This is a genomic window from Salinispora vitiensis (assembly GCF_000378825.1).
GTDB classification, from domain to species: Bacteria; Actinomycetota; Actinomycetes; order Mycobacteriales; family Micromonosporaceae; genus Micromonospora; species Micromonospora vitiensis.
The window spans coordinates 837,210-859,959 of sequence record NZ_KB900388.1 but is presented as its reverse complement, the minus strand read 5'-3'; the positions used below and the strand labels follow the sequence as shown (position 1 = coordinate 859,959).

At 66.5% G+C, this 22,750-nt stretch carries 18 protein-coding genes; 9 read left to right on the top strand and 9 right to left on the bottom strand.

The window, feature by feature from the left end; genetic code table 11:
* Positions 1-303 precede the first annotated feature (303 nt).
* The 5 genes from SALPAC2_RS0103915 to SALPAC2_RS0103895 all read left to right on the top strand — a co-directional run bounded on the left by SALPAC2_RS0103915 (position 304) and on the right by SALPAC2_RS0103895 (position 4,494).
* Positions 304-1,140 (top strand): AfsR/SARP family transcriptional regulator, encoded by an 837-nt coding sequence (locus SALPAC2_RS0103915; protein WP_018215334.1) that lies wholly within the window; start codon positions 304-306, stop codon positions 1,138-1,140.
* A 166-nt stretch (positions 1,141-1,306) separates the two neighbouring features.
* On the top strand, positions 1,307-2,083 hold the full coding sequence (locus SALPAC2_RS0103910) for an alpha/beta fold hydrolase (protein ID WP_018215333.1): 777 nt from the start codon (positions 1,307-1,309) through the stop codon (positions 2,081-2,083).
* A gap of 142 nt (positions 2,084-2,225) precedes the next feature.
* On the top strand, positions 2,226-2,720 hold the full coding sequence (locus tag SALPAC2_RS0103905; RefSeq protein ID WP_223874065.1) for a VOC family protein: 495 nt from the start codon (positions 2,226-2,228) through the stop codon (positions 2,718-2,720).
* On the top strand, positions 2,717-3,667 hold the full coding sequence (locus SALPAC2_RS0103900; RefSeq protein ID WP_018215331.1) for an ABC transporter ATP-binding protein: 951 nt from the start codon (positions 2,717-2,719) through the stop codon (positions 3,665-3,667). The genes SALPAC2_RS0103905 and SALPAC2_RS0103900 overlap by 4 nt, the downstream gene beginning before the upstream one ends.
* Positions 3,664-4,494, top strand: a complete 831-nt coding sequence (locus tag SALPAC2_RS0103895) for an ABC transporter permease subunit (RefSeq protein WP_018215330.1) — start codon at positions 3,664-3,666, stop codon at positions 4,492-4,494. Before SALPAC2_RS0103900 ends, SALPAC2_RS0103895 begins: the two co-directional genes overlap by 4 nt.
* Positions 4,495-4,649: 155 nt before the next feature.
* Here the strand turns inward: SALPAC2_RS0103895 and SALPAC2_RS0103890 are convergent, their stop codons facing one another.
* Both SALPAC2_RS0103890 and SALPAC2_RS0103885 read right to left on the bottom strand, forming a co-directional pair.
* Entirely contained in the window at positions 4,650-5,135 is a 486-nt protein-coding gene (locus SALPAC2_RS0103890) for an iron chaperone (protein ID WP_018215329.1), read from the bottom strand.
* A 336-nt stretch (positions 5,136-5,471) separates the two neighbouring features.
* Complete coding sequence (locus SALPAC2_RS0103885) at positions 5,472-6,218, bottom strand: TetR/AcrR family transcriptional regulator (RefSeq protein ID WP_018215328.1); 747 nt, start codon at positions 6,216-6,218, stop codon at positions 5,472-5,474.
* 53 nt (positions 6,219-6,271) lie between these two features.
* Here SALPAC2_RS0103885 and SALPAC2_RS0103880 point away from each other — a divergent pair, with 53 nt between their 5' ends.
* Complete coding sequence (locus tag SALPAC2_RS0103880) at positions 6,272-7,249, top strand: ATP-binding cassette domain-containing protein (RefSeq protein WP_018215327.1); 978 nt, start codon at positions 6,272-6,274, stop codon at positions 7,247-7,249.
* The gene (locus tag SALPAC2_RS0103875; protein ID WP_018215326.1) at positions 7,246-8,064 is read left to right on the top strand and encodes an ABC transporter permease; all 819 of its coding nucleotides are present in this window, start codon (positions 7,246-7,248) and stop codon (positions 8,062-8,064) included. Before SALPAC2_RS0103880 ends, SALPAC2_RS0103875 begins: the two co-directional genes overlap by 4 nt.
* A gap of 244 nt (positions 8,065-8,308) precedes the next feature.
* Here SALPAC2_RS0103875 and SALPAC2_RS0103870 read toward each other — a convergent pair whose 3' ends face one another.
* From SALPAC2_RS0103870 to metH, 4 genes are all read right to left on the bottom strand, one after another.
* Positions 8,309-9,883 carry a DHA2 family efflux MFS transporter permease subunit gene (locus SALPAC2_RS0103870; RefSeq protein WP_026184390.1) on the bottom strand — a complete coding sequence of 525 codons (1,575 nt, stop codon included), beginning with the start codon at positions 9,881-9,883 and terminating at the stop codon, positions 8,309-8,311.
* 107 nt (positions 9,884-9,990) lie between these two features.
* The gene (gene gadC / locus SALPAC2_RS0103865; RefSeq protein WP_026184389.1) at positions 9,991-11,469 is read right to left on the bottom strand and encodes a putative glutamine/gamma-aminobutyrate antiporter GadC; all 1,479 of its coding nucleotides are present in this window, start codon (positions 11,467-11,469) and stop codon (positions 9,991-9,993) included.
* Between the two features lie 15 nt (positions 11,470-11,484).
* Complete coding sequence (locus SALPAC2_RS0103860) at positions 11,485-12,825, bottom strand: glutamate decarboxylase (RefSeq protein ID WP_085981293.1); 1,341 nt, start codon at positions 12,823-12,825, stop codon at positions 11,485-11,487.
* 286 nt (positions 12,826-13,111) lie between these two features.
* Entirely contained in the window at positions 13,112-16,627 is a 3,516-nt protein-coding gene (metH, locus tag SALPAC2_RS0103855) for a methionine synthase (RefSeq protein WP_026184387.1), read from the bottom strand.
* A gap of 263 nt (positions 16,628-16,890) precedes the next feature.
* Between metH and SALPAC2_RS0103850 the strand changes: the two genes are divergently transcribed.
* Entirely contained in the window at positions 16,891-17,760 is an 870-nt protein-coding gene (locus SALPAC2_RS0103850; protein WP_018215321.1) for a PAC2 family protein, read from the top strand.
* 153 nt (positions 17,761-17,913) lie between these two features.
* A complete protein-coding gene (locus SALPAC2_RS0103845; RefSeq protein ID WP_026184386.1) occupies positions 17,914-18,705 on the top strand; it encodes a GntR family transcriptional regulator in 792 nt (263 codons plus the stop codon).
* Between the two features lie 30 nt (positions 18,706-18,735).
* Here SALPAC2_RS0103845 and mshC read toward each other — a convergent pair whose 3' ends face one another.
* The 3 genes from mshC to SALPAC2_RS0103830 form a co-directional block, all read right to left on the bottom strand.
* Positions 18,736-20,007, bottom strand: a complete 1,272-nt coding sequence (gene mshC / locus SALPAC2_RS0103840; RefSeq protein ID WP_026184385.1) for a cysteine--1-D-myo-inosityl 2-amino-2-deoxy-alpha-D-glucopyranoside ligase — start codon at positions 20,005-20,007, stop codon at positions 18,736-18,738.
* A gap of 204 nt (positions 20,008-20,211) precedes the next feature.
* Positions 20,212-21,927 (bottom strand): serine/threonine-protein kinase, encoded by a 1,716-nt coding sequence (locus SALPAC2_RS0103835; protein ID WP_018215318.1) that lies wholly within the window; start codon positions 21,925-21,927, stop codon positions 20,212-20,214.
* Entirely contained in the window at positions 21,920-22,750 is an 831-nt protein-coding gene (locus SALPAC2_RS0103830; RefSeq protein ID WP_018215317.1) for a hypothetical protein, read from the bottom strand. The genes SALPAC2_RS0103835 and SALPAC2_RS0103830 overlap by 8 nt, the downstream gene beginning before the upstream one ends.

Here is a 22,750-nt window from a genome sequence, read left to right as displayed (position 1 = left end):
GAACCGACATTTCCACCTCGCGACCATCGAGTTAATCACCAGTTCCCTGGATCGCTGGATCATGGCACAATATTACGCAATTACCCGCGACACCCAGGGACTGATCGATGGGGGGAGAAACATAGAACACGTGGCAACGCCTACCTGTCGGCGCCCCTGAAATCGTTTTTCCAGTCCGGCATGCATGTGTTGCCGAACTCGCTTCATCAAACAATTCGGCTCCATTTCTATGTCAACCCAAGCCTGCCGCCAGGCCATGATGAAAGGCTTGGAGTTGATAATCCGTTACACGGAGGAGATCGGGTGGAAAGGGACCAGACACTTCTGAACTTCGGGCTACTCGGCCCACTCTCGCTCCACTACGGTCGCACGCCGGTGGAGACCAGCGCACCCAAACAACGTCAGGTGCTCGCCCTACTCGCTCTGAATGTCGGACGCGTCGTCACCGTGCCGATGCTCATCGAGGAACTGTGGGGAGACCGTCCACCACGAAGCCACGCCACAACCCTGCAGACTTACATTCTGCAGCTACGAAACGCACTCGCCACGGCCGGGTACGGCAGCCCGGAAGCCCGACAGATAATCGGTACCCGCCACAATGGCTATCTACTCGAGGGCTTCGCGTGCGAAACAGATGTCGAAGTGTACAACCGCCACCTTGTCGCCGGTCGCACCGCCGCCGAGGCGGGCAACCAGCACCGAGCCTCGCAGGAGTTCAGTCACGCACTTCAGGTCTGGCGCGGTTCAGCCCTGGTCGACGTCCGAATGGGTCCGATCCTGGAGATCGAGGCGGCATCACTTGAGGAAAGCCGGCTCTGCGCGCTGGAACGGCGGATCGAAACAGACCTGGCCCTGGGCCGGCACTCCGATCTACTGGCGGAACTAACGCTCGTCACGGCACGGAATCCGATGAACGAAAACCTGTGCGCGCTACGAATGATGGCCATGTATCGGGCCGGTCACGTCGGGCGCTCACTTCAGGCCTATCACCGCCTCCGTTCCATCCTCAACGAAGAGCTCGGCGTGGAGCCAGGACCACGAGTACAGCGGCTCCTGGCAGCCATCCTTGCCGGCGATCCGGGGCTGGAGGAGACGTCACCGCTATCACCCCCCAATAAATTCACGGTGCGCCATCCGTAACCCCGGTCTGCCGACTGGACCGGAACTCTGTCACCCGTGTGGATTCCACTTCTACCAAGCTATCCCAGGCTGGTTGACCCGGGCAGACCTGCCTGCCCCGAGGGAGGTAAACCAACTGGCCAGAAATTGGCTACCACCCAGCCGTGGCATCACCGAGGAGAACTAGATGCAAAAGGTTTTTTCGCGGGACGGCACCACGATCGCCTACCAGCAGGCCGGAGCCGGGCCGCCAATCGTACTTCTGAACGGCGCATTTCGCGATCACACAATTTTTGACGCACTCGTCCCAGAGCTGACAGCGCACTGCACCACCTACGTCTACGACCGCCGAGGACGGGGGCAGAGCGCAGATTCCCCCCGCTATGCCATCGAACGAGAGATTGAGGACCTCGCCGCCGTGATCGAGGAGGCGGGTGGCCACGCGGTCGTGTTCGCCGGGTCGTGCGGCGCGAATCTCGCGCTGGAGGCGGCCCTGGCGGGTACCCCGATCACCAAGCTGGCCCTGCACGAGCCGTACTTCCGGGTCGGTGACCACCCGCGGCCGCCCCTCGATGCCGCCGACCAGCTACGCGCGCTGGTCGCCGATGGCCAACGTGGCGCGGCTGCGGAGTACTTCCTGAGCGTGCTGATGGACCTACCCCCAACGGCAATCGCCCAGTGGCGGCAAGGCCCACTCTGGGCGACGAACGAGGCGAACGCCCACACGCTCGCCTATGACACCACTTTGTGTGGCGATTTCACCCTCCCGGTCGATCGGCTGGCCGCCCTGCGGACTCCCACCCTGGTCGTCAACAGCGACGGCACCAGCGACTGGCTGCGTGCCGCGGCCCAGGCGACGGCGGCGGCCCTGCCGAACGCCCTAGGGAGGGAGCTGCCCGGCTCCTGGCACCGGATCGAGATGGAGGCGCTTGGCCGGGTTCTGGTCGAGTTCGCCACGACCTGATACCTCCACCGCCCGCGAAAGGAGCTGTCGGATGAACACGCGCGAAGCGGAGGCGGCTGACGAACCGGTCAACCGCAATTCGCCCCAGGTCCATCAGGAATCAAGAAGCGCCCGGAGGTCCACCGTTCGTAGCATGAAGCACATGGGAGTCAAGGTTGCGCAGCGCTTCGTCGCCGTCGACGACCATGAACGTGCGCTCACCTTCTACCGGGATGTTCTCGGCCTTGAGGTTCGCCAAGACCACACATTCGAGGGATTGCGCTGGATTGCCCTCGGTTCGTCTGGGCAGTCCGATGCCGACATCGTTCTGCAGTCCCTGGTCGTCTACCCGGAAACCTCGCCCGCTGACCAGCACGCCCTGGCGGAGCTGCTGGTGAAGGGCCTGCTGCCCGGTCTGGTCTTCCGCACCGAAGACTGTGACGCGGCCTTCGAGCACCTTCGCGCCGAGGGCGCAACGGTGGTGCAGGAGCCGACCGACCAGCCCTGGGGCGTCCGGGACTGCGCATTCCGCGACCCGGCCGGCAACACGCTGCGGTTCTCCCAGGTCCGCCGCCGGAGAAAAGACACCAGCGACGGTGGCGGCTCCGGGGGGCCCCCATTTTCCCAACCATCGGCCTATTCAGGACGGAACGGATGATCGAAGCCAAGAATCTGACTAAGCGCTACGGCGACAAGGTTGCCGTGAAGGATCTTTCCTTCACGGTCGGCCCCGGCAAGGTAACCGGGTTCCTCGGCCCCAACGGCGCCGGCAAGTCGACGACCATGCGCCTACTGCTCGGTCTCGACCATCCGGATCGTGGCACCGCCACCATCGACGGCAAGCGCTACCGCGAGCTGACCACCCCGCTCGCCGCAGTCGGCGCGCTCCTAGAGGCCAAGGCGGTGCACCCGGGCCGGACCGCCTACAACCATCTGCTCTGCCTGGCCCAGTCGCAAGGCATCGGCAAGAAGCGGGTCTCGGAGGTACTCGACCTAGTCGGACTGCGCGAAGTGGCACACAAGCGGGCCGGAAACTTCTCCCTCGGCATGGGGCAACGACTCGGGCTCGCCGCCGCCCTGCTCGGTGATCCCGCCGTGTTGGTGCTGGACGAACCGGTCAACGGGCTTGACCCGGAGGGCATCCTCTGGGTCCGCACCTTCATGCGGCAGCTGGCAGCCGAGGGTCGAACCGTCTTCGTCTCCAGCCACCTGATGAACGAGATGGCAGTGACTGCCGAGCATCTCATCATCATCGGCCGCGGCAGCCTGATCGCGGACTGCCCAACCCAGGAGTTCATCGAGCGGGGAAAGAAGCAGACGGTGCTCGTCCGCAGCCCGAACGCCGACGAGTTGTCCGAGGCACTCACCCGGGCCGGCGGCACGGTGACCCGCAACGACGACAACGAGCTGAGCGTTGAGGACATGGACACCACCAGGATCGGTGAGATCGCGTCGGCCGGTGGGTACGTCCTCCACGAGGTGGTCCCGCAACGCGGCACCCTGGAGGAGGCGTTCATGACGCTGACCCGGGAGAGCGTGGAGTACGCCGGCACTGGCTCAACCCACGATGCCGACGCCCCGAAGTCCGGAGGGGAAGCCCGATGACCGCGACCGCCGCCCGTCCCACCGCCAGCACGGTGGCCAGCCGCGCCACCTTTGGTGGACTGCTGCGCTCCGAGTGGACAAAGCTCCGCTCGGTCCGGTCGACCGGCTGGTCGCTCGGACTACTCGCGTTGCTGTACCCATCCTTCACCGCACTGCTCATCGGCTTGACCACCGCCGCGTGGGACGACACGGCTGCCAGCGACCGCGAGCTGATCACCGGTGATCCGACGACGGTCATCCTCGGTAGCGGCTTTCTGATCAGCCAACCCGCCATCTGTGTCCTGGGCGTCATGGTTATCGCGTCGGAGTACTCCACCGGCATGATCCGGGCCAGCCTACTGGCGAAGCCCGGCCGGCTGTCCATGCTCGCGGCCAAGGGCGTGGTGCTGAGCCTGGTAGTCCTGGCGGTGAGCCTGGTTGCGGCGTTCGTCTCGTTCTTCATCGGCGCGGCGATGCTCAGCGAGAGGGTTGAGGCGTCCCTCAGCGATCCCGGTGCGCTGCGGGCAGTGGTGGGTACCGGCCTCTACCTGGCCATGCTCAGCCTGTTCTCCCTCGCTATCGGTGCCATCGTGCGGCGCACCGCGGCGGGGATCACCGGTGTGATCATGTTCGTGCTCGTGCTCGCTCCCCTGGTGCAGCTGCTGCCCGGCAAGTTCGGCGAGTACGCACACGCCTACCTGCCGACCGAGGCCGGAATCCTGATCGGCCAGGCCACCCAGCAGGAGGGAAGTCTCCTCACGCCCTGGCAGGGCTTCGGGGTGTTCGGCCTGTGGACCGCTGCTCTGCTGGCGCTCGCGGCCTTCCTCCTGAATCGCCGCGACGCCTGATCCACTAGCGTCGCCTCGGGCGCTCCCCATCGCCGGGGAGCGCCCGCGAGCGGAGGATGGTCAGCGGTGGACCGATGGGCCGGTGGCGTCCGGGAGCAACACCAAGCGCCTCAGCCGACAGGTTTGACACCCGGCGGGGCCACGGCACCGCCACCTCAGCCCAGGGCGGTCCGCAGTAGCTTCTTGATCATTGCCTCGGCCTTGTCGGTCAGCTCGGTCAGGGCGAACGATGTCGCCCACAGACCCTGCTCGTCGTCGAGCTTCGCCTCCGGCGAGAACCCGAAAGTCGAGTAACGCTGTTTGTCTCCCTGCCCGCTGCGGAAGAAGCAGATCACCTTTCCGCTCCTGGCCCAGGCGGGCTGGCCGTACCACAGCTTCGGTGCCAGCTCAGGGGCGGTCTCGGTAATGACGGCGTGCAGGCGTTCAGCCAACGCGCGGTCCGGCTGCGCCATGTTGCTGATCTTCTCAAGGACGTCTCTCTCGTCGGCTGCCGCCTTGTTCGCGCTCTTGCTACGGCGAGCCTCCGACTTCAACTCCGCCGCCCGGTCCTTGATGGCGGCCCGCTCGACCTCGGAGAACCCTTCCTCCTGGGACGACTTTGCCTGCTTGCTGTCCTTACCAGCTTTCGACGTAACGCTCACGTACGCACTGCTCCTTTTGTCCGTCCGGCGGCCAACGTGTTTCTCCAGCTAACCACCTGCAGCAGCCAACGCCTTCTCGATTCCGCACCAATCCATCATCGGCGTGGCGCCCCGGCGCCACCTCTCCCTCGGAAGCAGCGACATTCCACATCCCACGTCACGCCGAGCACAGGCGAAAGCGACTCTTCCCAGTTGAGAGGAGGGCTAGGTCGGAGGGTTAGTCGCCGTCGACCGCGCATCTCGATCCCGGAGGCGCCGCCAAGCAGAGCGGTCAATCCTGGGACGTCGTCGATGTCGAGGGGGGTTCATATCGTCACTGCCGACATGGACTTGAGGTCAGTCCCGGGGACCTTGGGAGACTCGGCCGGTTGATGGAAGGGCAGCGGCGATGCAGTCGAGGACGCGCTTTAGCCCATACCGGAACTGGTCGTCGCGGCTCAGGTGCGGCTGGCGCGCCTCCTTCACGATCTTGGTGAAGATCGGGTACTCCCCGCTTTTCACCAGCCGGTCAACGTACGGGGCACTCCGCGCCATCCACTCCGACTCGCTGAGCCCACTGCGGCGCAATTCCTTGGCGGAGCTGATCTCCTCGCGGGAGGTGCCCTCAATATAGCCGTTCAGCATGGCTACGAGGCCGAGATTCTCGTCGATGGAGACGAAGGCGTCAAGCACTCCCATCAGCCGTTCGATCAAGAAAATCTGGTTGGGTCCGAAGCTGGGCAGGGACCGCTGCACGGTGACGATCCACGGGTGCCTCAGCCGCATGGCCCGCAGTTCGTCGGCGTAGCGGGTCAGGTCGGTACGCCAGTCGCCCGAGGGCATACCCACGACGTCGATCTCGCCCATCACCCGGTCGGCCATGAGCTCGATCAGGTTGTCGCGGCTCGGGACGTACCGGTAGAGGGACATCACGCCGGCGCCGATCTCGGCGGCGATCCGCCGCATGGTGGTGGCCTCCAGCCCTTCGGCGTCGGCGATCCGGACGGCCGCCTCGGTGATCTGCGCACGGCTGTAGCCCGGCGTCGGCCCGTAGGCCGGGCGCTCGGGTCGCATCCAGATGTTCACGTACTCGGCGTCGGCCACCGTTCCACCCTCCTGATTGCGCACATCGTACCCAGTCCCTTAGCCTGGCCGCCATGACCGCGTACAACGTACCCAGTAGTGGGGTCATGGCGGATCCAATGGTGGTCGCCGAAGGGCTGCACAAGTCCTTCGGCGACCACCACGCGCTACGAGGCCTGGACCTGAGCGTCGTGAGAGGAACGGTCTGCGGCCTGCTCGGGGCGAATGGCGCGGGGAAGACGACCGCGGTGCGCATCCTGGCGACCCTGTCCGATCCCGATGCCGGACACGCCCGCGTCGCCGGATACGACGTCGTCCGCGAGGCCGGCGAAGTGCGTGCGCGGATCGGGCTAGCGGGCCAGTACGCCGCCGTGGACGAAAAGCTCACCGGCCGCGGCAACCTGCGCATGTTCGGGCGCCTGTACCACCTGTCCCGCCGTGCGGCGCACCGGCGGGCCGACGAGCTACTGGAGCGCTTCGGCCTGATGGACGCCGCCGACCGTCCGGTCGCAAGCTATTCCGGCGGCATGCGGCGTCGCCTCGACCTGATCACCAGCCTCATCCGGCGCCCCGAGGTGCTCTTCCTGGACGAACCCACCACCGGTCTGGACCCGCGCAGCCGCGGCGAGATCTGGAACAGTGTCCGCGAGCTGGTGGCCGACGGCACCACGGTGCTGCTCACCACGCAGTATCTGGACGAGGCCGACCACCTGGCCGACGACATCGTGGTCATCGACCACGGGCAGGTGATCGCCACCGGCACGCCCGAGGAGCTGAAAGCCACGATCGGGGATCGCCTCGACGTCACCCTCGAAGACCCCGCCGCGCTGCCTGCGGCGATGACCCACCTGAATACCCTCGCCAACACCGATCCCACGCCGGTGGGCCCCGACGGGCTCAGCGTCGTCCTGCCCGTCGGCGGCCTCCGGCTCGCCGACATCGTGCGCGAGCTCGACCACGCCGGGGTCGCCGCGGCTGACGTGCGGCTGCGCCGCCCCACCCTCGACGAGGTGTTCCTGCGCCTCACCGACCGCAAGGAGCCCGTCCGATGACTGCCCGCACCTCACCACTGCGTCGCCTGGGCTGGACGCTCACCGACGGGCTGACCCTGGTCGGCCGCGAGCTGGGACGACTGCGACAAGAACCTGGACAGATTGTCGCCGCGCTGGTCTTCCCGGTCATCATGGTGGTGCTGTTCGGGTACGTCTTCGGCAGCGCGATCCAGGTGCCGAACGGCGACGACTACCGCGAGTACCTCATGCCCGGCCTGTTCGCGATGGTGACCTTCTCCGCGTGGTTGGGGGTCATGACGCGGATGGCCACCGACGCCTCCCGCGGGGTGATGGACCGGTTTCGTTCCATGCCGATGGCGCGCTTGGCTGTGCCGTTCGGGCAGACCGGCGCCGACCTGCTGACCGGCCTGCTGATGCTGGCCATCATGGTGGGTGCAGGCCTGCTGGTGGGCTGGCAGCCGCACCGCGGCGTGATCACCACGGCCCAGGCGTTCCTGCTGATGATCGTGCTGCGGTACGCGCTGAGCTGGGTGGGCGTCTATCTGGGCCTGGCGGTGAAGAACGACCAAATCGCCGATGCGCTGGTGCCCCTGGGCCTGCCGTTCACGATGCTGTCAAACGCGTTCGTCCCGACCGCCGGAATGCCGGGCTGGCTGCGCTTCCTGGCCGACTGGAACCCGGTCAGCGCGCTCACCGCTGCCTCCCGGGGGCTGTTCGGCAACCCAGGCGTCCCGTCCGGAAACGTGGACTGGCCACTCGCGCACCCGGTGACGGCCACCCTGCTCTGGTCGGTCGCGCTGCTGGTGATCTTCGTCCCGCTGTCGCTCCGCGCCTACCTGCGCAGCGGACGCTGAACGCTCCCAGGTATCTGCGGCACACCTGCGCGATGCTGTCCCTGCTGCGGGCTTCGCCTGCGCTGATCTGACCACCTTCTGCCGGATCGGCGAGCCCGGCCGGTTCGAGCACCTCCGCAGCTCCGCGCTCGGCTCCGGAACCCGACCAACTACATCGCCAGATCCTGCTCGAGACGGCCGCCTCAGGCCCCACCCACGCCCTCGATCGTGAAGAGCCGCCACAGCTCGCGACGTAGGCCACAACCTATCGGTCTTGGGAATCACGAAAACTTCGGATGAGGATCACCAGGACGATCAGGGCGACCAGGGCCGCGAGTCCAAGGCCGAGTTGCATACCCCGCACAAAGGTGTGGTCTGCCACCGTCCGAATCGCCGTCACCTGATCGGGCTCGGGGTGATCAACTGGCCGACCAGGCCCGACTATCGCCTCAAAAGCGTTCGGATTGGTATCGTCAACGATCTGCTCGACAACAGCAGTCCGTTCGGCACGGTCCGGAATGGTGCTGGCGAGGTCGCTGTCCAAGAAAGAAGCGACCCATACCGAAACGATCGTTCCCAGCACCGCGTAGCCGGCGGTTGATCCAAGACCTCGCTGGGTGGCTATGATGCCCGAGGCCATGCCGGCCCGCTCGACCGGCACCGAATTCAACGCCAGCCCCTGCACCGGCGGGATGATCAGGGAGAGACCGGCGCCCAGGAGCAGGAAGCCCAGCACGACGGCGACGACACTCCGCGCCACCCCGACCACCATTATGGCCAGTCCGACAACGAGCAGAGTCTGGCCGACGAGGGCCGGCAGGCGGGCACCACGGCGGGCAGCGATGAAGCCAGCCACCGGGGAAACCGCCACCGACGCGAGGGAAGACGGCAAGATGAGCAGACCCGCCTCCACCGGGGCATAGAGCCGGACATTCTGAAAGTACTGGGTGACGATTAACAAGGCGCCATACACTGTAAAAAAGCCGAAAAATATTGCCATGTTACCCAGCCGGTAGGCGCGGCTAGTGAAGAGCCGCAGATCCATCATCGGTGACCGGTTGCGGAGCTCACGGACGATGAAGGCAATGAGGCCAACGGCGAAGGCGGCGAACGCTACCAGAATTAGCGGCGATCCCCAGCCCAGGTCATGGCCATCGATAACGGCAAAAGTAAATGCTCCGACTGTTATCACAAACAGCAGCTGCCCGGGTAGATCGACAACACGGCGGGTGGACTCGCGCGACTCGGCGACGTACCGAAGGGTCAGCCCGACCGCCAGCACGGCGACCGGAACATTGACGAAGAAGACGACCCGCCAGCTCGCAACCTCGGTCAAGATTCCGCCGAGCGGCGGGCCGAGCGCTAGCCCGATGTCCGCGACCGCGGCAAAGAGCCCGAGGGCGAAAAAGCGCTGCCGCTTGTGCGGGAAGGTCGCCGAGACCAGGGCCAGTGCGGTGACGGTGATGACGGCCGCGGCCACTCCCTGCAACCCCCGCGCCACCAGCATGACGGTGAAGGTGGAGGTTAGTCCGGCCGTCACCGAGGCCACGATGAAGACCACCACTGCGGTCAGGTACAGGCGCCGCCGCCCGAACCGATCAGCCACGGTGGCCGCGGGCATGATGGCGATAGCCATTCCCATGGTGTAGGTGGCCACGATCCACTGCAGCCCCGACTCCCCCAAATCATAGAAGGCCTGAATTCGGGGCAGCGCCACATTCGCTACCAGCACATCGTGCAGGGTGATGAAGACGCCAAGGCCAGCCGCTACTATCGTCCACTTCTGGGCCCGCGTCCACGGGCGGCCCTCGCCCATCTCAGCTTCCGTTCCGGCGCCCACGAGATCACGGTAGGCGGACCATCGGCGACCCGTGGGCTATTGGACGGTTCCGGTGACTCCTTGCTGCCGGTCAACCGTCGCCCCGGCGCCGCGGCGCACCGACCGGGTTAGCGATCGCCTTGCGTCTCCCAGCTAAACGGGGCGACATCACGACCAGGATCACACCAGTCCGGCTTTCGCAGTGTGTACACGCTGAGCGGCACCGCGATGATCACGGCCGCCAACCCTACTAGGAGTCCTATATAGACGATGGGACTTCCGACACCGATCTGATCTGGGGGTGTAAGGCTGGAGGCGAGTGCGAGCGCCGAGGCGACGAAACCGATGCCACCGATGACCCACATTCCCGGAAGCCCACCCGGCACTCGGTACGGTCGTCGTCGCTCAGGTTGGCTATATCGTAGGTGGATCGCCGCGGCGAACATTCCTAGATAGATGAATAGATAGAGGAGACCAGCAAGCTGACTGAGGACCTGGAAGGCCGCCTCCACTGATGGCATAACAATAAACAGCACCGCCAGGACACTAACCGAAATCGCCTGGAACAGCAAGATTCTGGTAGGCATCCCGTATTTGTTTGTCGATTGAAAGAAGCGCGGCAGATAGCCGGCCTTGGCCACCGCCAACATCGCGGTTGACGGGCCTACGACCCAGGTCACGATGCCGGCCAGAACGCCGATCACCAAGGCGACGGCGACTATCGGCGCCGCCCAGGCGAGGCCGAGCCAGCGGAAAACATCAAGGAAAGTTATCAGTAACGACTGCGTCAGGTCTATCTCGGACCGCGGCACCACGAAGGAAATCGTCAGTGTTCCCAGCACTAGGATGCTCATCGCTCCCACCGCCGCGATCAGCACCGCCAGCGGATAGTGCCGGGACGGGTTCTCCACGTCCCGCACATGGATCGCATTCATCTCCATTCCGGCGTAGAAGAGGAAGATACTCGCGGCCAGCGCCAGGTTACTGAACTGCGTGAAGTCCGGGAGCACCTCGTCCCAACCCAGCGGCGTCTGCGACTGCCCGCCCGAGCTGAGGTAGACGAGACCGAGGATCACGAGGAGCAAGGCGGGCAGAATAGTGCCGGCGATGCCGCCCCATTTCGCGATACGGGTAAACGCGGCAATCCCGCGGGCACCGACCGCGGTGGCGACCCAGAAGACCGCGAGCACAGTCAGCAGAATGTATACCCGGTTGCCGGACAACTTCTCATCCAGCGTTGCCTCCGGGCCGGTGTAGGCGAGCGAGATCGCCCCGAAGGTGAGAAGAGCCGGAAAGAAGATCGTCACCTGGGCCAGAAGTAGAAAAATGGCCACGAATCCCCAACGGGCCCCGAACGCCTCGCCAACCCACCGGAACACGCCTCCCTTCTCCGGCCACCCGGTGGCTAGTTCAGCGGCGACCAACGAGACTGGCACGAGGAAGAAGACCGCAGCGAAGACATAGTAAAATGCGGCACTCAACCCGTACTCGGCCTCAGCCGGTAGGCCGCTCAGGCTGACCACCGCGACGATGTTGAGCATCGCCAGCCCCAGGACACTGATCTTCGCCGTGTTTTTGCCCGCCGGCCGGCTATCTGACGGAGCCATGCGCTCTCGCAAAGATCAATGATGGAACCCAGGTCGCTGGCCGACCGCGGGTATAGGAGATTCAAGAGAGTCAAGGTGCGCTATCTCGCCACGAAGTTCAGCAATAAACACCTCGGCGAGGTCACGGCTGAGCCCATTGCGAATCACGATTCGCTGCACCGTGTGGTCCGTGAGATTCTCGGGCAGCGCATAGGTGGGGATCTGCCATCCCTTCATACGCATGCGATCGGACAGGTGATATAGATTCCAATTTTTGGTGTACCCACTCCGCTGGCGCCAGGCCAGCACCGGAATATCGCTACCATCGCTCCATAGCTCGAGATGCGGTATCTTTTCGATCTCCTGGGAGAGATACCGCGCGACATCATGCATGGCGAGCTGCACCCGCCGATAGCCCTCTCGACCGAGACGCAGGAAGAGATAGTACTGCAGGAGCACCTGCGCTCCCGGTCTGGTGAAATTCAGCCCGAGCGTCGGTGTTTCGCCACCCAGGTAGTTAACCCAGAAAATCAAGTCCTCGGGCAACGCCGCCTCGTCTCGCCAGACCACCCATCCCAGCCCGGGGTACACCAGTCCATATTTGTGACCGGAGACGTTGATCGACGCTACTCTCCGGAGCCGGAAATCCCAGACCATGTCTGGCTGAACAAAGGGCGCCACGAACGCGCCGGTAGCTCCGTCCACATGAATTTCAATATCAAGCCCGGTCGAGTCCTGAATTTCGTCCAGGGCAGCCGCGATGCGCTGGACCGGCTCGAACATGCCAGTGTATGTCACGCCAAGAATCGCGACGACCCCGATCGTGTTCTCGTCCACGTATGACGCAAGGTCGTGACCGTCCAGGGTCTTGTGCTCTTCGGAGATTGGAACGAAGCGGGGCTCCACATCCCAGTAGTTGCAAAACTTCTTCCAACACACCTGCACCGCGCTCGACATCACCAGGTTGGGGTGACTGGTCGGCTTGCCGGCACGGCGGCGCGCATGCTGCCAACGACGCTTAAGCGCCAACCCTCCCAGCATGCAGGCTTCCGAGGAACCGGTCGTGGAAGCACCGATAGTGCTCCGCGGGTCCCGGGCATGCCAGAGATCTGCCAGCATGACCAAACATCGCTTCTCTATCGCGCCGGTTGCCTGATACTCATCTTTGTCTATAAGGTTTCGGTCGAAGGTTTCCGCGAACAGTTTCTCGGCATGATCATCCATCCAGGTGCCAACAAATGTCGCCAAATTCAATCGGGCGTTCCCGTCGAGGGCCACCTCGTCGTGCACGATCTGGTATGCGGTCTCGGGCAGAGTGGCGGCGTCCGGAATCGAAAACCGGGTACGCTCCGTCGACTGGCCTGGACGCGCGAACATCGGATTCAACAGAAGTGAATCCGAAGCAACCATGTCAAAATCTTGTTCCATGTCCGGCATTTACCCTCCTAGGGTTCGCCAGCGACCAGGGGCTACGGATTGGCCAACAGCGTTCCCGGTGGCAAAGGCTCGTCGGGCACACGCTACGCCCGCGGCGCAGGCCCGCGCCGGCAATCGCAACAGCTTCACCCGGCCGACAACACCGCTGGCGCCCTCTCACCTTCTGGCTTACACCGCAGCCGTAAGGTGGATCACTTCGCCGGAACCTGGCCGGACGGACCTGGTGTCACTTGGCGTTGAAGTAACCCGCCTCCGGGTGGTGCACGACAATTGCGTCGGTGGCCTGTTCCGGAACGAGCTGGAACTCCTCCGACAGCTGCACACCGATCCGTTCCGCACCCAGCAGGTCCACGAGCTTCGCCCGGTCCTCCAGGTCCGGGCAGGCCGGGTAGCCGAAGGCATACCGGCAGCCCCGGTAGTCGTTACGCAGCAACCCGGCCAGGTCAGCCGGGTCGGTGGTGGCCACCGTACGGTCGTCGGGCAGGCTCAGCTCGGCGCGGACCCGCTGGTGCCAGTACTCGGCTAGGGCCTCGGTGAGCTGCACCGACAGCCCGTGCACCTCCAGGTAGTCGCGGTACTCGTTGCGCGCGAACAACTTCGCCGTATATTCGCTGATCGGTTGGCCAACCGTGACCAGCTGCAACGCCACCACGTCCAGCTCGCCGCCGCGAGGACGGAAGAAGTCGGCCAGGCAGAGCCGCCGTTCCTGGCGCTGCCGGGGGAAGGTGAACCGGGCCCGCTCCGCGTGCCTGTTCTCGTCGAGCACGACCAGGTCATTGCCGTCGGAGTAGACCGGAAAGTAGCCGTACACCACAGCTGCCTCCAGTACCTGGTCGGCGATGAGCCGGTCCAGCCAGTAACGCAGCCGCGGCCGACCCTCGGTCTCCACCAGCTCCTCGTAGCTGGGACCCTTCCCGCCGCGGGTACCGCGTAGCCCCCACTGCCCGAGGAACGTCGCCCGTTCGTCGAGCAGGGCCGCGTAGTCGGCGAGGGGCAGCCCTCTGACCACCCGGGTGCCGAAGAACGGTGGGGTGGGCACCGCCACGTCGGTGGACACGTCGGAGCGGACCGATGCGTCGTTAAGCTCCGGCAACGAATCGCTGACGATCGCCCGCTGCCGCGCCCGCCGCGCCCGCCGCGCGGCCAACGCCGCCTCCCGCTCCGGGTCCTCCACTGGTGGACCGCCGCGCTTGGCGGCCATCACCCGGTCCATCAGGGAGAGCCCTTCGAAGGCGTCCCGGGCGTAGTGCACCTGGCCGGGGAACATCGATCGCAGGTCGTCCTCGACGTACGCGCGGGTCAGCGCCGCACCCCCGAGTAGGACCGGCCAGCGCTCCGCAACGCCCCGCGTGGCCATCTCGGCCAGGTTCTCCTTCATGATGACGGTGCTCTTCACCAACAGCCCCGACATGCCGATCGCGTCCGCGCGGTTCTGCTCGGCGGCGTCGAGGATGGCGTTGATCGGCTGCTTGATCCCGATGTTCACCACCTCGTAGCCGTTGTTCGACAGAATGATGTCGACGAGGTTCTTGCCGATGTCGTGGACGTCGCCCTTCACAGTGGCGAGCACGATCCGTCCCTTACCGCCGTCATCGGCCTTCTCCAGGTGCGGCTCCAGGTACGCCACCGCGGACTTCATCACCTCGGCGGACTGGAGTACGAACGGCAGCTGCATCTGGCCGGCCCCGAACAGCTCGCCGACCACCTTCATCCCGTCCAGCAGAATGTCGTTGATAACGACCATCGCCGCCAACCCGGTGGCGAGGGCCGCGTCCAGATCGGCCTCGAGACCGTTGCCCTCGCCATCGATGATCCGGCGCTTGAGCCGCTCCTTGAGCGGCAGCGCGGCCAGCTCCTCCGCTCGGCTGGCCCGCGCCGAGGCGGCGTCCACCCCCTCGAAGGCTTCGATGAAGCGCTGGACCGGGTCGTACCCTTCGCGGCGTCGGTCGTAGACCAGCTCGAGTGCGATCTCCCGTTGCTCGTCGGGGATTCTCGACATCGGCAGGATCTTGCTGGCGTGCACGATCGCCGAGGTCAGCCCGGCCTGGACGCACTCGTGCAGGAACACCGAGTTGAGCACCTGCCGGGCCGCCGGATTGAGCCCGAACGAGACGTTGGAGATACCCAGGGTGAAGTTGACCCCCGGGTAGCGGGCGGCGATCTCCCGGATCGCCTCGATGGTCTCGATCCCGTCCCGCCGGGTCTCCTCCTGCCCGGTGGCGATCGGGAAGGTCAGGGCGTCGATCAGGATGTCCGACCGGGCCATCCCCCACCGGCCGGTCAGATCGTCGATCAGCCGGGTGGCCACGCGTACCTTCCAGTCCTTGGTACGGGCCTGCCCCTCCTCGTCGATGAGCAGCGCCACCACCGCCGCGCCGTGTTCCTTGACCACGGGCATCAGGCGGGCGTAGCGGGAATCGGGGCCGTCGCCGTCCTCGAAGTTGACCGAGTTGACCACGCATCGTCCACCGAGCGTCTCCAACCCCGCCTCGATCACGCCCGGCTCGGTCGAATCCAGCATGATCGGGAGCGTGGAGGCGGTGGCGAACCGGCTGGCCAGCTCGCGCATGTCCTGGGTGCCGTCGCGGCCCACGTAGTCCACGCAGAGGTCCAGCAGGTGCGAGCCGTCCCGCGCCTGGCCCCGGGCAATCTCGACGCATGCCTGCCAGTCCTCGGCGAGCATGGCCGTACGGAACGCCCTGGATCCGTTGGCGTTGGTCCGCTCCCCCACCATCAGCACGCTCGCGTCCTGCGCGAAGGGGACATGGTGGTAGATCGACGAGGCACCGGGCTCGGGCTGTGGCTCGCGTACCACCGGCGGTCGGCCCCGCATCCGTCCGGCCAACACCCGGATGTGCTCCGGCGTGGTCCCGCAGCAGCCGCCGACCAGCGCCACACCGTAGTCGGTGACGAACTGCGCCAGGGCATCGCCCAGCTCGTCCGGCGTCAGCGGGAAGTACGCACCGTCGGAGGTGAGGACCGGCAGGCCGGCGTTCGGCATCACCGACACCGGAGTCTGGGAGTGCTGGGACAGGTAGCGCAGGTGCTCACCCATCTCCGCCGGCCCGGTGGAGCAGTTCAGCCCGATCAGGTCGATGCCGAGTGGCTCGATCGCGGTGAGCGCGGCGCCGATCTCGCTGCCCAGCAACATGGTGCCGGTGGTCTCCACCGCCACATGACAGATGATCGGGACCGGGCGGCCCAATTCGGCCATCGCCCGCTTCGCGCCGACTACCGCCGCCTTCACCTGGAGCAGGTCCTGGCACGTCTCGATGATCAGCGCATCGGATCCGCCGGCGATCAGGCCAACGGCGTTCTCCTGGTACGCGTCCCGCAGCGCGGCGTACGTGGCGTGCCCCAGGGTGGGCAGCTTCGTGCCCGGCCCGATCGAGCCCAGGACGAAGCGCGGCTGCTCCGGTGTCGCGTACGCGTCGGCGGCGGTGCGGGCCAGCCGGGCGCCAGCCTCGGACAGCTCACGGATGCGCCGCTCAATGCCGTACTCGGCCAGATTCGCGAGGTTTGCGCCGAACGTGTTGGTCTCCACGCAGTCTGCACCCACGGCCAGATATGCTTCGTGCACGTCACGGACAGCGTCCGGCCGGGTCACGTTGAGGATTTCGTTGCAGCCCTCCAGCCCGTCGAAGTCATCGAGAGTCAGGTCTGCCGCGTGCAACATGGTCCCCATCGCTCCGTCGGCGACGAGGATCCGGTCGGCCAACGCGTCGAGCACGGAGATCATCACAGCTTCAGGTTACTGCGAGGACACGGGGTGTGGTCGACCCCCGACTGCCGGGTCCCACGTGGGGTATCCAGAAACCCGCTACCCCCTTATCGCCCGAGTGTTTGTTTCGTCGCTTGACAGATCGGCGCGGCCGACGGTCCGGTTCCCACCCTTGGCACGTAGGCTGACGGACGTGAGGGACTACAGCGACGCCACGACACCTGGTGGCCGGCCGATCGGGCAGCTGCCCGGCACCGCCCCGACGGGCGGGACGAGGTGACCGCGTGACCGAGTTCGACGGACTACCGGTCCTGCGGTCCCCCGTGGCCATCGCCGCCTTCGAAGGTTGGAACGACGCCGCCGATGCCTCGACGGCCGCCGTCGAACACCTGGAACAGGTATGGCAGGCCCGGCCGGTGACCGAGCTGGATCCGGAGGACTTCTACGACTTCCAGGTCAGCCGCCCCACGATCGCGATGTCGGCGGGCGAGACCCGACGGGTGGAGTGGCCCACCACCCGGTTCATGGCCGCCAGCCCCGCCGGTACCGAGCGGGATGTCGTGCTGATCCGCGGAATCGAGCCGAGCATGCGCTGGCGCACCTTCTGCGAGCAGGTCCTGGAGATTTGCCACAGTCTGGAGGTCGAACGGGTGGTGCTGCTCGGCGCACTCCTGGCTGACGTGCCGTACACCCGACCGCTGCCGATCAGCGGAAGCGCCTCCGACAAGGGCGCGGCACAGCGCTTCCAGCTCACCCCCACCCGTTACGACGGGCCCACTGGCATTGTCGGGGTTCTGCACGACGCCTGCACCCGGGCCGAGGTGAACGCGGTGTCGTTCTGGGTGCATGTGCCGCACTACGCCAACAACCCACCCTGCCCCAAGGCGACCCTGGCCCTGCTGCACCGGGTTGAGGAGGTGCTGGATCTGCCGGTGCCGATGGCGGACCTCGCCGAGGAGGCCGCCGAGTGGGAACAGCGGGTACGGGGTGCCGCCGAGCAGGACGCCGAGCTCGGTGAGTACGTCCGCGAGTTGGAAGAACGGGTCGGCGACGCCGGCATCACCCCGCTGACCGGGGACGAGATCGCCCAGGAGTTTGAGAAGTACCTGCGCCGGCGCGGCGGCTCCGCCGGTCCTACCGCCGGCTCCTGGTAACCCGCAGCGCACTGACCCCATAGCGCACTGATCCCCGTGGCCCGCCACCTTCACCGGTGGCGGGCCACTGTCTGTCTGTCCCGAGTCGGTTGTGGACGGGAACCCACCCGCTACGGCATCCTAGGAACCTAGTTGATGACCGAGGAGGCGGGCATGCAGATCAACCCGGGAGCGGCCGAGTTCCCGCACCGACAGATCGCCGCGCAGATCAAGGCACAGGTGCGCCGCGGCGACTGGGGCCCCGGCGAGCGGCTACCCTCCATCCCGGCCATCGCCGAAATGTTCGGCGTCGCCAAGCAGACGGTGCAACGCGCCGTGGACCAACTCCGGGTCGAGGGCATCCTGATCACGAAGCCGGGCTCCGGTACGTACGTCCGCGGCACCCGACGCCGCCTCAACCGGCTCTCCCGGGGCCGGTACGGCGGCTTCCGTGGCTACCACACCGACCTCGCCGCCCGGTACCGGCAACAGCTCGTCTCCGTCGGTCCCGCCCCCGCACCGCCCGAGGTCGCCGACGCGTTCGGCGTATCCGACGGCACCGAGTTGCTCTGTCGCCGGCACTTGGTCCGGGCCGAGGACTCCCCGGTGGAGGTCGGTGCCGCCTGGTTCCTACCGACCGACACCGCCGGCACCTCACTGGAGCGGGCCGAGGCATTCGGCCGCCCCCTCTACCAGGAGGCCGAGGAAGCCACCGGCCGACGGTACGTCACCGCGACTGACACGATCAGTGCCCGGCAGCCCAGCCGAGACGAGGCGGAGACCCTCCAGATCCGCCCCGACACCCCGGTGCTACACCTGCTGCACATCGCCTACGACGAGCGCCGTAAACCGATCGAGGTCGCCCAAGCCACCTGGCCCGGTCCGGTCACCACCCTGACCGAGGCGTACCGGATCCCGGCCCCGGCGACCGACCCGGATCCGGGCCCGGGGCTCGTCTTGGGCTGATGGCGAGGCCACCCGTGCCGAGTGGGCCGCCTACCGGCCGATCGGACTGCCCAGTAGGTCAAGACGGACGCCGAGCAGGGCGTCCAGTGCCCGGGTGAAGAGCGCGGGCGCCCCCGAGTCGTCGCCGGCACCGACGAGCGCCGCCTCCGCCCAGGAGTCCGCCAGCGCGAGCGCCCCCGGGGTGTCGAGGTCGTCGGCGAGGCGCGCCCGAAGCGTGGCCAGAAACACCTCCGCGGACGGTCCGCAGGGCAACGCGGCCGCCCGCCGCCATCGGCCCAGCCGCTCCTGCGCGGTCGCCAACAGCTCGTCGCTCCAGGAGCGGTCGCTGCGGTAGTGCCCGCTCATCAGGGCCAGCCGGACCGCCATCGGATCCACTTGGTCGGCTCGCAACCGAGAGACGAAGACCAGGTTGCCGCGGGACTTGGACATCTTCTCGCCGTCCAGGCCGATCATGCCTGCGTGCACGTAGTGCCCGGCGAACGGGGTCTGCCCGGTCAGCAGCTCGGCGTGGGCGGCCGAGCACTCATGGTGTGGGAAGATCAGATCATTGCCGCCACCCTGCACATCGATCTGCGCACCGAGCAGGTCCAGCGCGATCACGGCGCACTCGATGTGCCAGCCGGGGCGGCCCGGGCCCAGTTCCCCGCCGGGCCACGACGGCTCGTCGACGCGGGCACCACGCCACAACAGCGGATCGAGCGGGTCGCGCTTACCGGCCCGATCCGGGTCACCACCGCGCTCGGGGAAGATCTCCAGCATCTGCTCCCGGCTCAGGTGGGACTCGTACCCGAACCGGGGCGCGGCCGCGATGTCGAAGTAGACATCGCCGGTGCCGTCCTCGAGCCGGTAGGCAGCGCCCTCCTTCACCAGGGTCAGGACCCGCTCGGCGATGTCCGGGATCGACTCCACCGCACCGACGTAGTGCTCCGGCGGGATGATCCGCAGCGCCGCCATGTCCTCCCGGAACAGCGCGGTCTCCCGCATCGCCAGGACCTTCCAGTCCTCGCCGTCCCGGGCGGCGCGTTCCAGCAGCGGATCATCGATGTCGGTCACGTTCTGCACATACGTCACGTCCCGCCCGGCGTCCCGCCACACCCGCTGGATCAGGTCGAAGGTGATCATGGTGGCGGCGTGCCCCAGGTGGGTGGCGTCATACGGGGTGATGCCGCAGACATACATGGTGCCGGTGCCGGTGCCGGTCGGCGCGCTGGCGGCCATGCCCCGCCGGGCCGAGTCAAACAACATCAGCGGCCCGCCCTGGCCCGGCAGCCGCGGTACCTCGTGTCCCGCCCAAGAGTCCATGACCGCCAGCCTAACCAGCCGCCAATCCTTACCACCGAGCGACATGAGAGGTCGTCGTCTTTGCCGATCATGGGGTGTACCGGTCTGACCGAGTGACCTAGCCTAGCCAGTACGCCCTTCGCAAGTTAAGACAAAGGCAGATGCTGGCGCGAATTCCAGGACCGCACGATGTGCTGGCGGCCGGCCGGCCGGCCGCCAGCAGCGTCAGTGGCCCGGAAGGCGACGCTTGACCGCGCGGGCGAGCCGCTTCGGGTCACGGACGACCGCAACCTTGCGGATCACCACGGCCAGACGGGCGGCCCGCGACCCCCTGAACCTGCTCATCTCCGTGCGCAGCGACCGAAGCCGGCCCTCCCGCACCTTCAGCTGCTGGTCGCGCATTTTCAGGGTGCGTTCTAGGCCAAAGACGTGTCCGGCAAGTTCCACCGCCCGGGTCCTTGCCATCTCCGCCTCAACCAACTGCGTACGCAATTCCGGGATGGGCGCCGCAGTTTGCGGCGCGTCCACTACTGCGGCCACCGACTCGGCGATCTGCCGACCTCGATCGAGGATGGCGTCGGTCGGCGTCTCGCCACTCATGCTCAGCCAGGTTCGCACTAGGTCGGCGCCAGACATCCACGGTGGCCATGGGTGGCGGTGGTGCCCACGGCTCAGCCTGTCGGCAAACCGATGCCACGCAGCGGCAAGCAACTCGGCAGTGCCGGACTCGTCCACGGTCCGCCATGCCAGCACGCCCCGGGCGAAGGTGTCGCCGTCCACGCCGGTATCGTCCAGGCAGATCACCGCACCGGGCCCGAACTCGGCGGCGCTCTTGCCTACCCAGTCGCCCAACTGTTCGGCGAGTCGGCGGAATTCGGGTACATCCTCCTTGGCCGCAGCCCGCAGCAGCAACCGCTCTACCGACTCTGTGTCGGGCACTTCGGCCGGGCTTTCGTTGGCGGACAGACCAGCTGGCGGCGAGCCTGCGCCGGCAACGGTGACTAGCCTCCAACGGTTGTCAGCCAGGTCGGCAGCGAGCACCGATGAGGTGTTGCCTCCCCGGGTGTAGATGGTGTGGACGGCGGGCGGGCGGGGCCCGCACACTACGAGCCAGCCTGGTGTGACGGCGCCCAATTGGCCGGCGCAGGCGGCTGCGTTGAGACCCTCCGCCAGCGACGCGAGGAGCGGCACGGCGGTCGCTGCGGTTTCGAACGCCCGGACGGCGATCCGAGCCGCCGGCCGCCCCGGGCGGGTGGCGGCGAGCGCGTCGGCCTCAATCAACGTATGCGTCTCGCCCGCAACATCAACTGTTGCCCAGAGCAAGGGCGTTTCGAGACCGAGGCCGGTCAGAGCTTCGCGCAGTTGGGCGGGGGAGGCGGGCCGGGTCGGGTCATCGTGCAGTGGCCACCACTCATCGTCGCCGTGCCGCTTGTGTGACGGCCGCGAGTCGAACAACTCCGTAAGTGCGAAGTCGTTTTGCATGCCGACGACAACCACGGCACCGGCGGCGGCGGCCCGGACCAGTGCGGTAGCCCGAGTCTGCCAGTCCTGCTGCGGCGCGTCGTAGCCCATCACCCGGTCCAGCCCGTCGGCGGCGAGCACTAGGTCGTACGCCTCATCCTCGGTGAGGCTGTCGATCAGCCCGTCCAGCGAGCCGGCGACTATCGTGACGGTCGTGTTTGTTATCGCGGCCCGCAACGCCTCCGCGTCACTGACTGAACGGACCAACACGGTCGTTTGGGCACTACGTGCGGCTACGCCGTCGATCAGGTCGGTGCCGTGGGGACCGACTATCAGCGCACGTTCGGACCGTGGCAGCAGGTCGGCGAGTAGGGCGGCGAGCACCGAGCCACTCGCCGGAGCCCGGCCGTCGGAGTAGTCGGTCCAAGGCTGCATCTCACCCCGGACGAATCCATTGCCGGTCGATCGGTTGTCAGTCACGTTCATTCCAATCGAATAGCATGCGCATCTCGGCCGGTGGCATCATCCATGCCCGGCCGAGTTCCTCATTGGTAATGTCCCGGGCCACCGCGACATCGATGTCCTTGCCGTGCATCTCCGGCCAGAGCCGGGCGATACGGGCCGTGCCGCCAAACAGCGGGTTCTCGCCCGCCATTTCCATGGGATCGCCATAGACAGCGGGCTGGCAACCGGCGGCGACGCCGTAGAAGACCGCCGAGGACAGCCGGTTAGCGGCCACCCGCTTGTGCTTGCGGAGCGCCGCCAGCTGCTTGTAGAGGAAACGCCGATCGGTGCCGTCATAGTTCCAACCACGTCGGCCGAAACTCACCACGTCGAAGCCGGCCTTGTCGTAGTAACGCCGGACCTCAGGGCGTTCATACTCGGTGTAGTAGAGGCTGAACGTCACCGGACCTGATTCCGTCTCTCGGATCTCGTCGATCAGCCGGGCATGGTTACCACTGATCTTGCCACCCTCCCAGCCGTGGAAGAGGAACCACAGGGTGCCCTCCCGCTCTTGCTCAGGCACCGCGCCCAACTCGGGCTCGAGGTTCATCAGGTAGAGCCAGGGGGCGCCGACGACGTGGTAGTTGCGGCGACCGAGGGCATGGCCGCGTCGCCGGGGCGCGTCACTCCACACGAACCGCCAGGCGCCATCAAAGAACTCGTGCACCGGGTTCCAGCCACAGCCGACATTCCAGCCGTGCTGTAGGTAGCCCCGGATCCGGGGCGGGAAATCGTCGTCCAGCCCGCAGTATCGAGCAAGGATGTGAGCTTGAGCGTAATAGTGATTGTGATGGTGCAT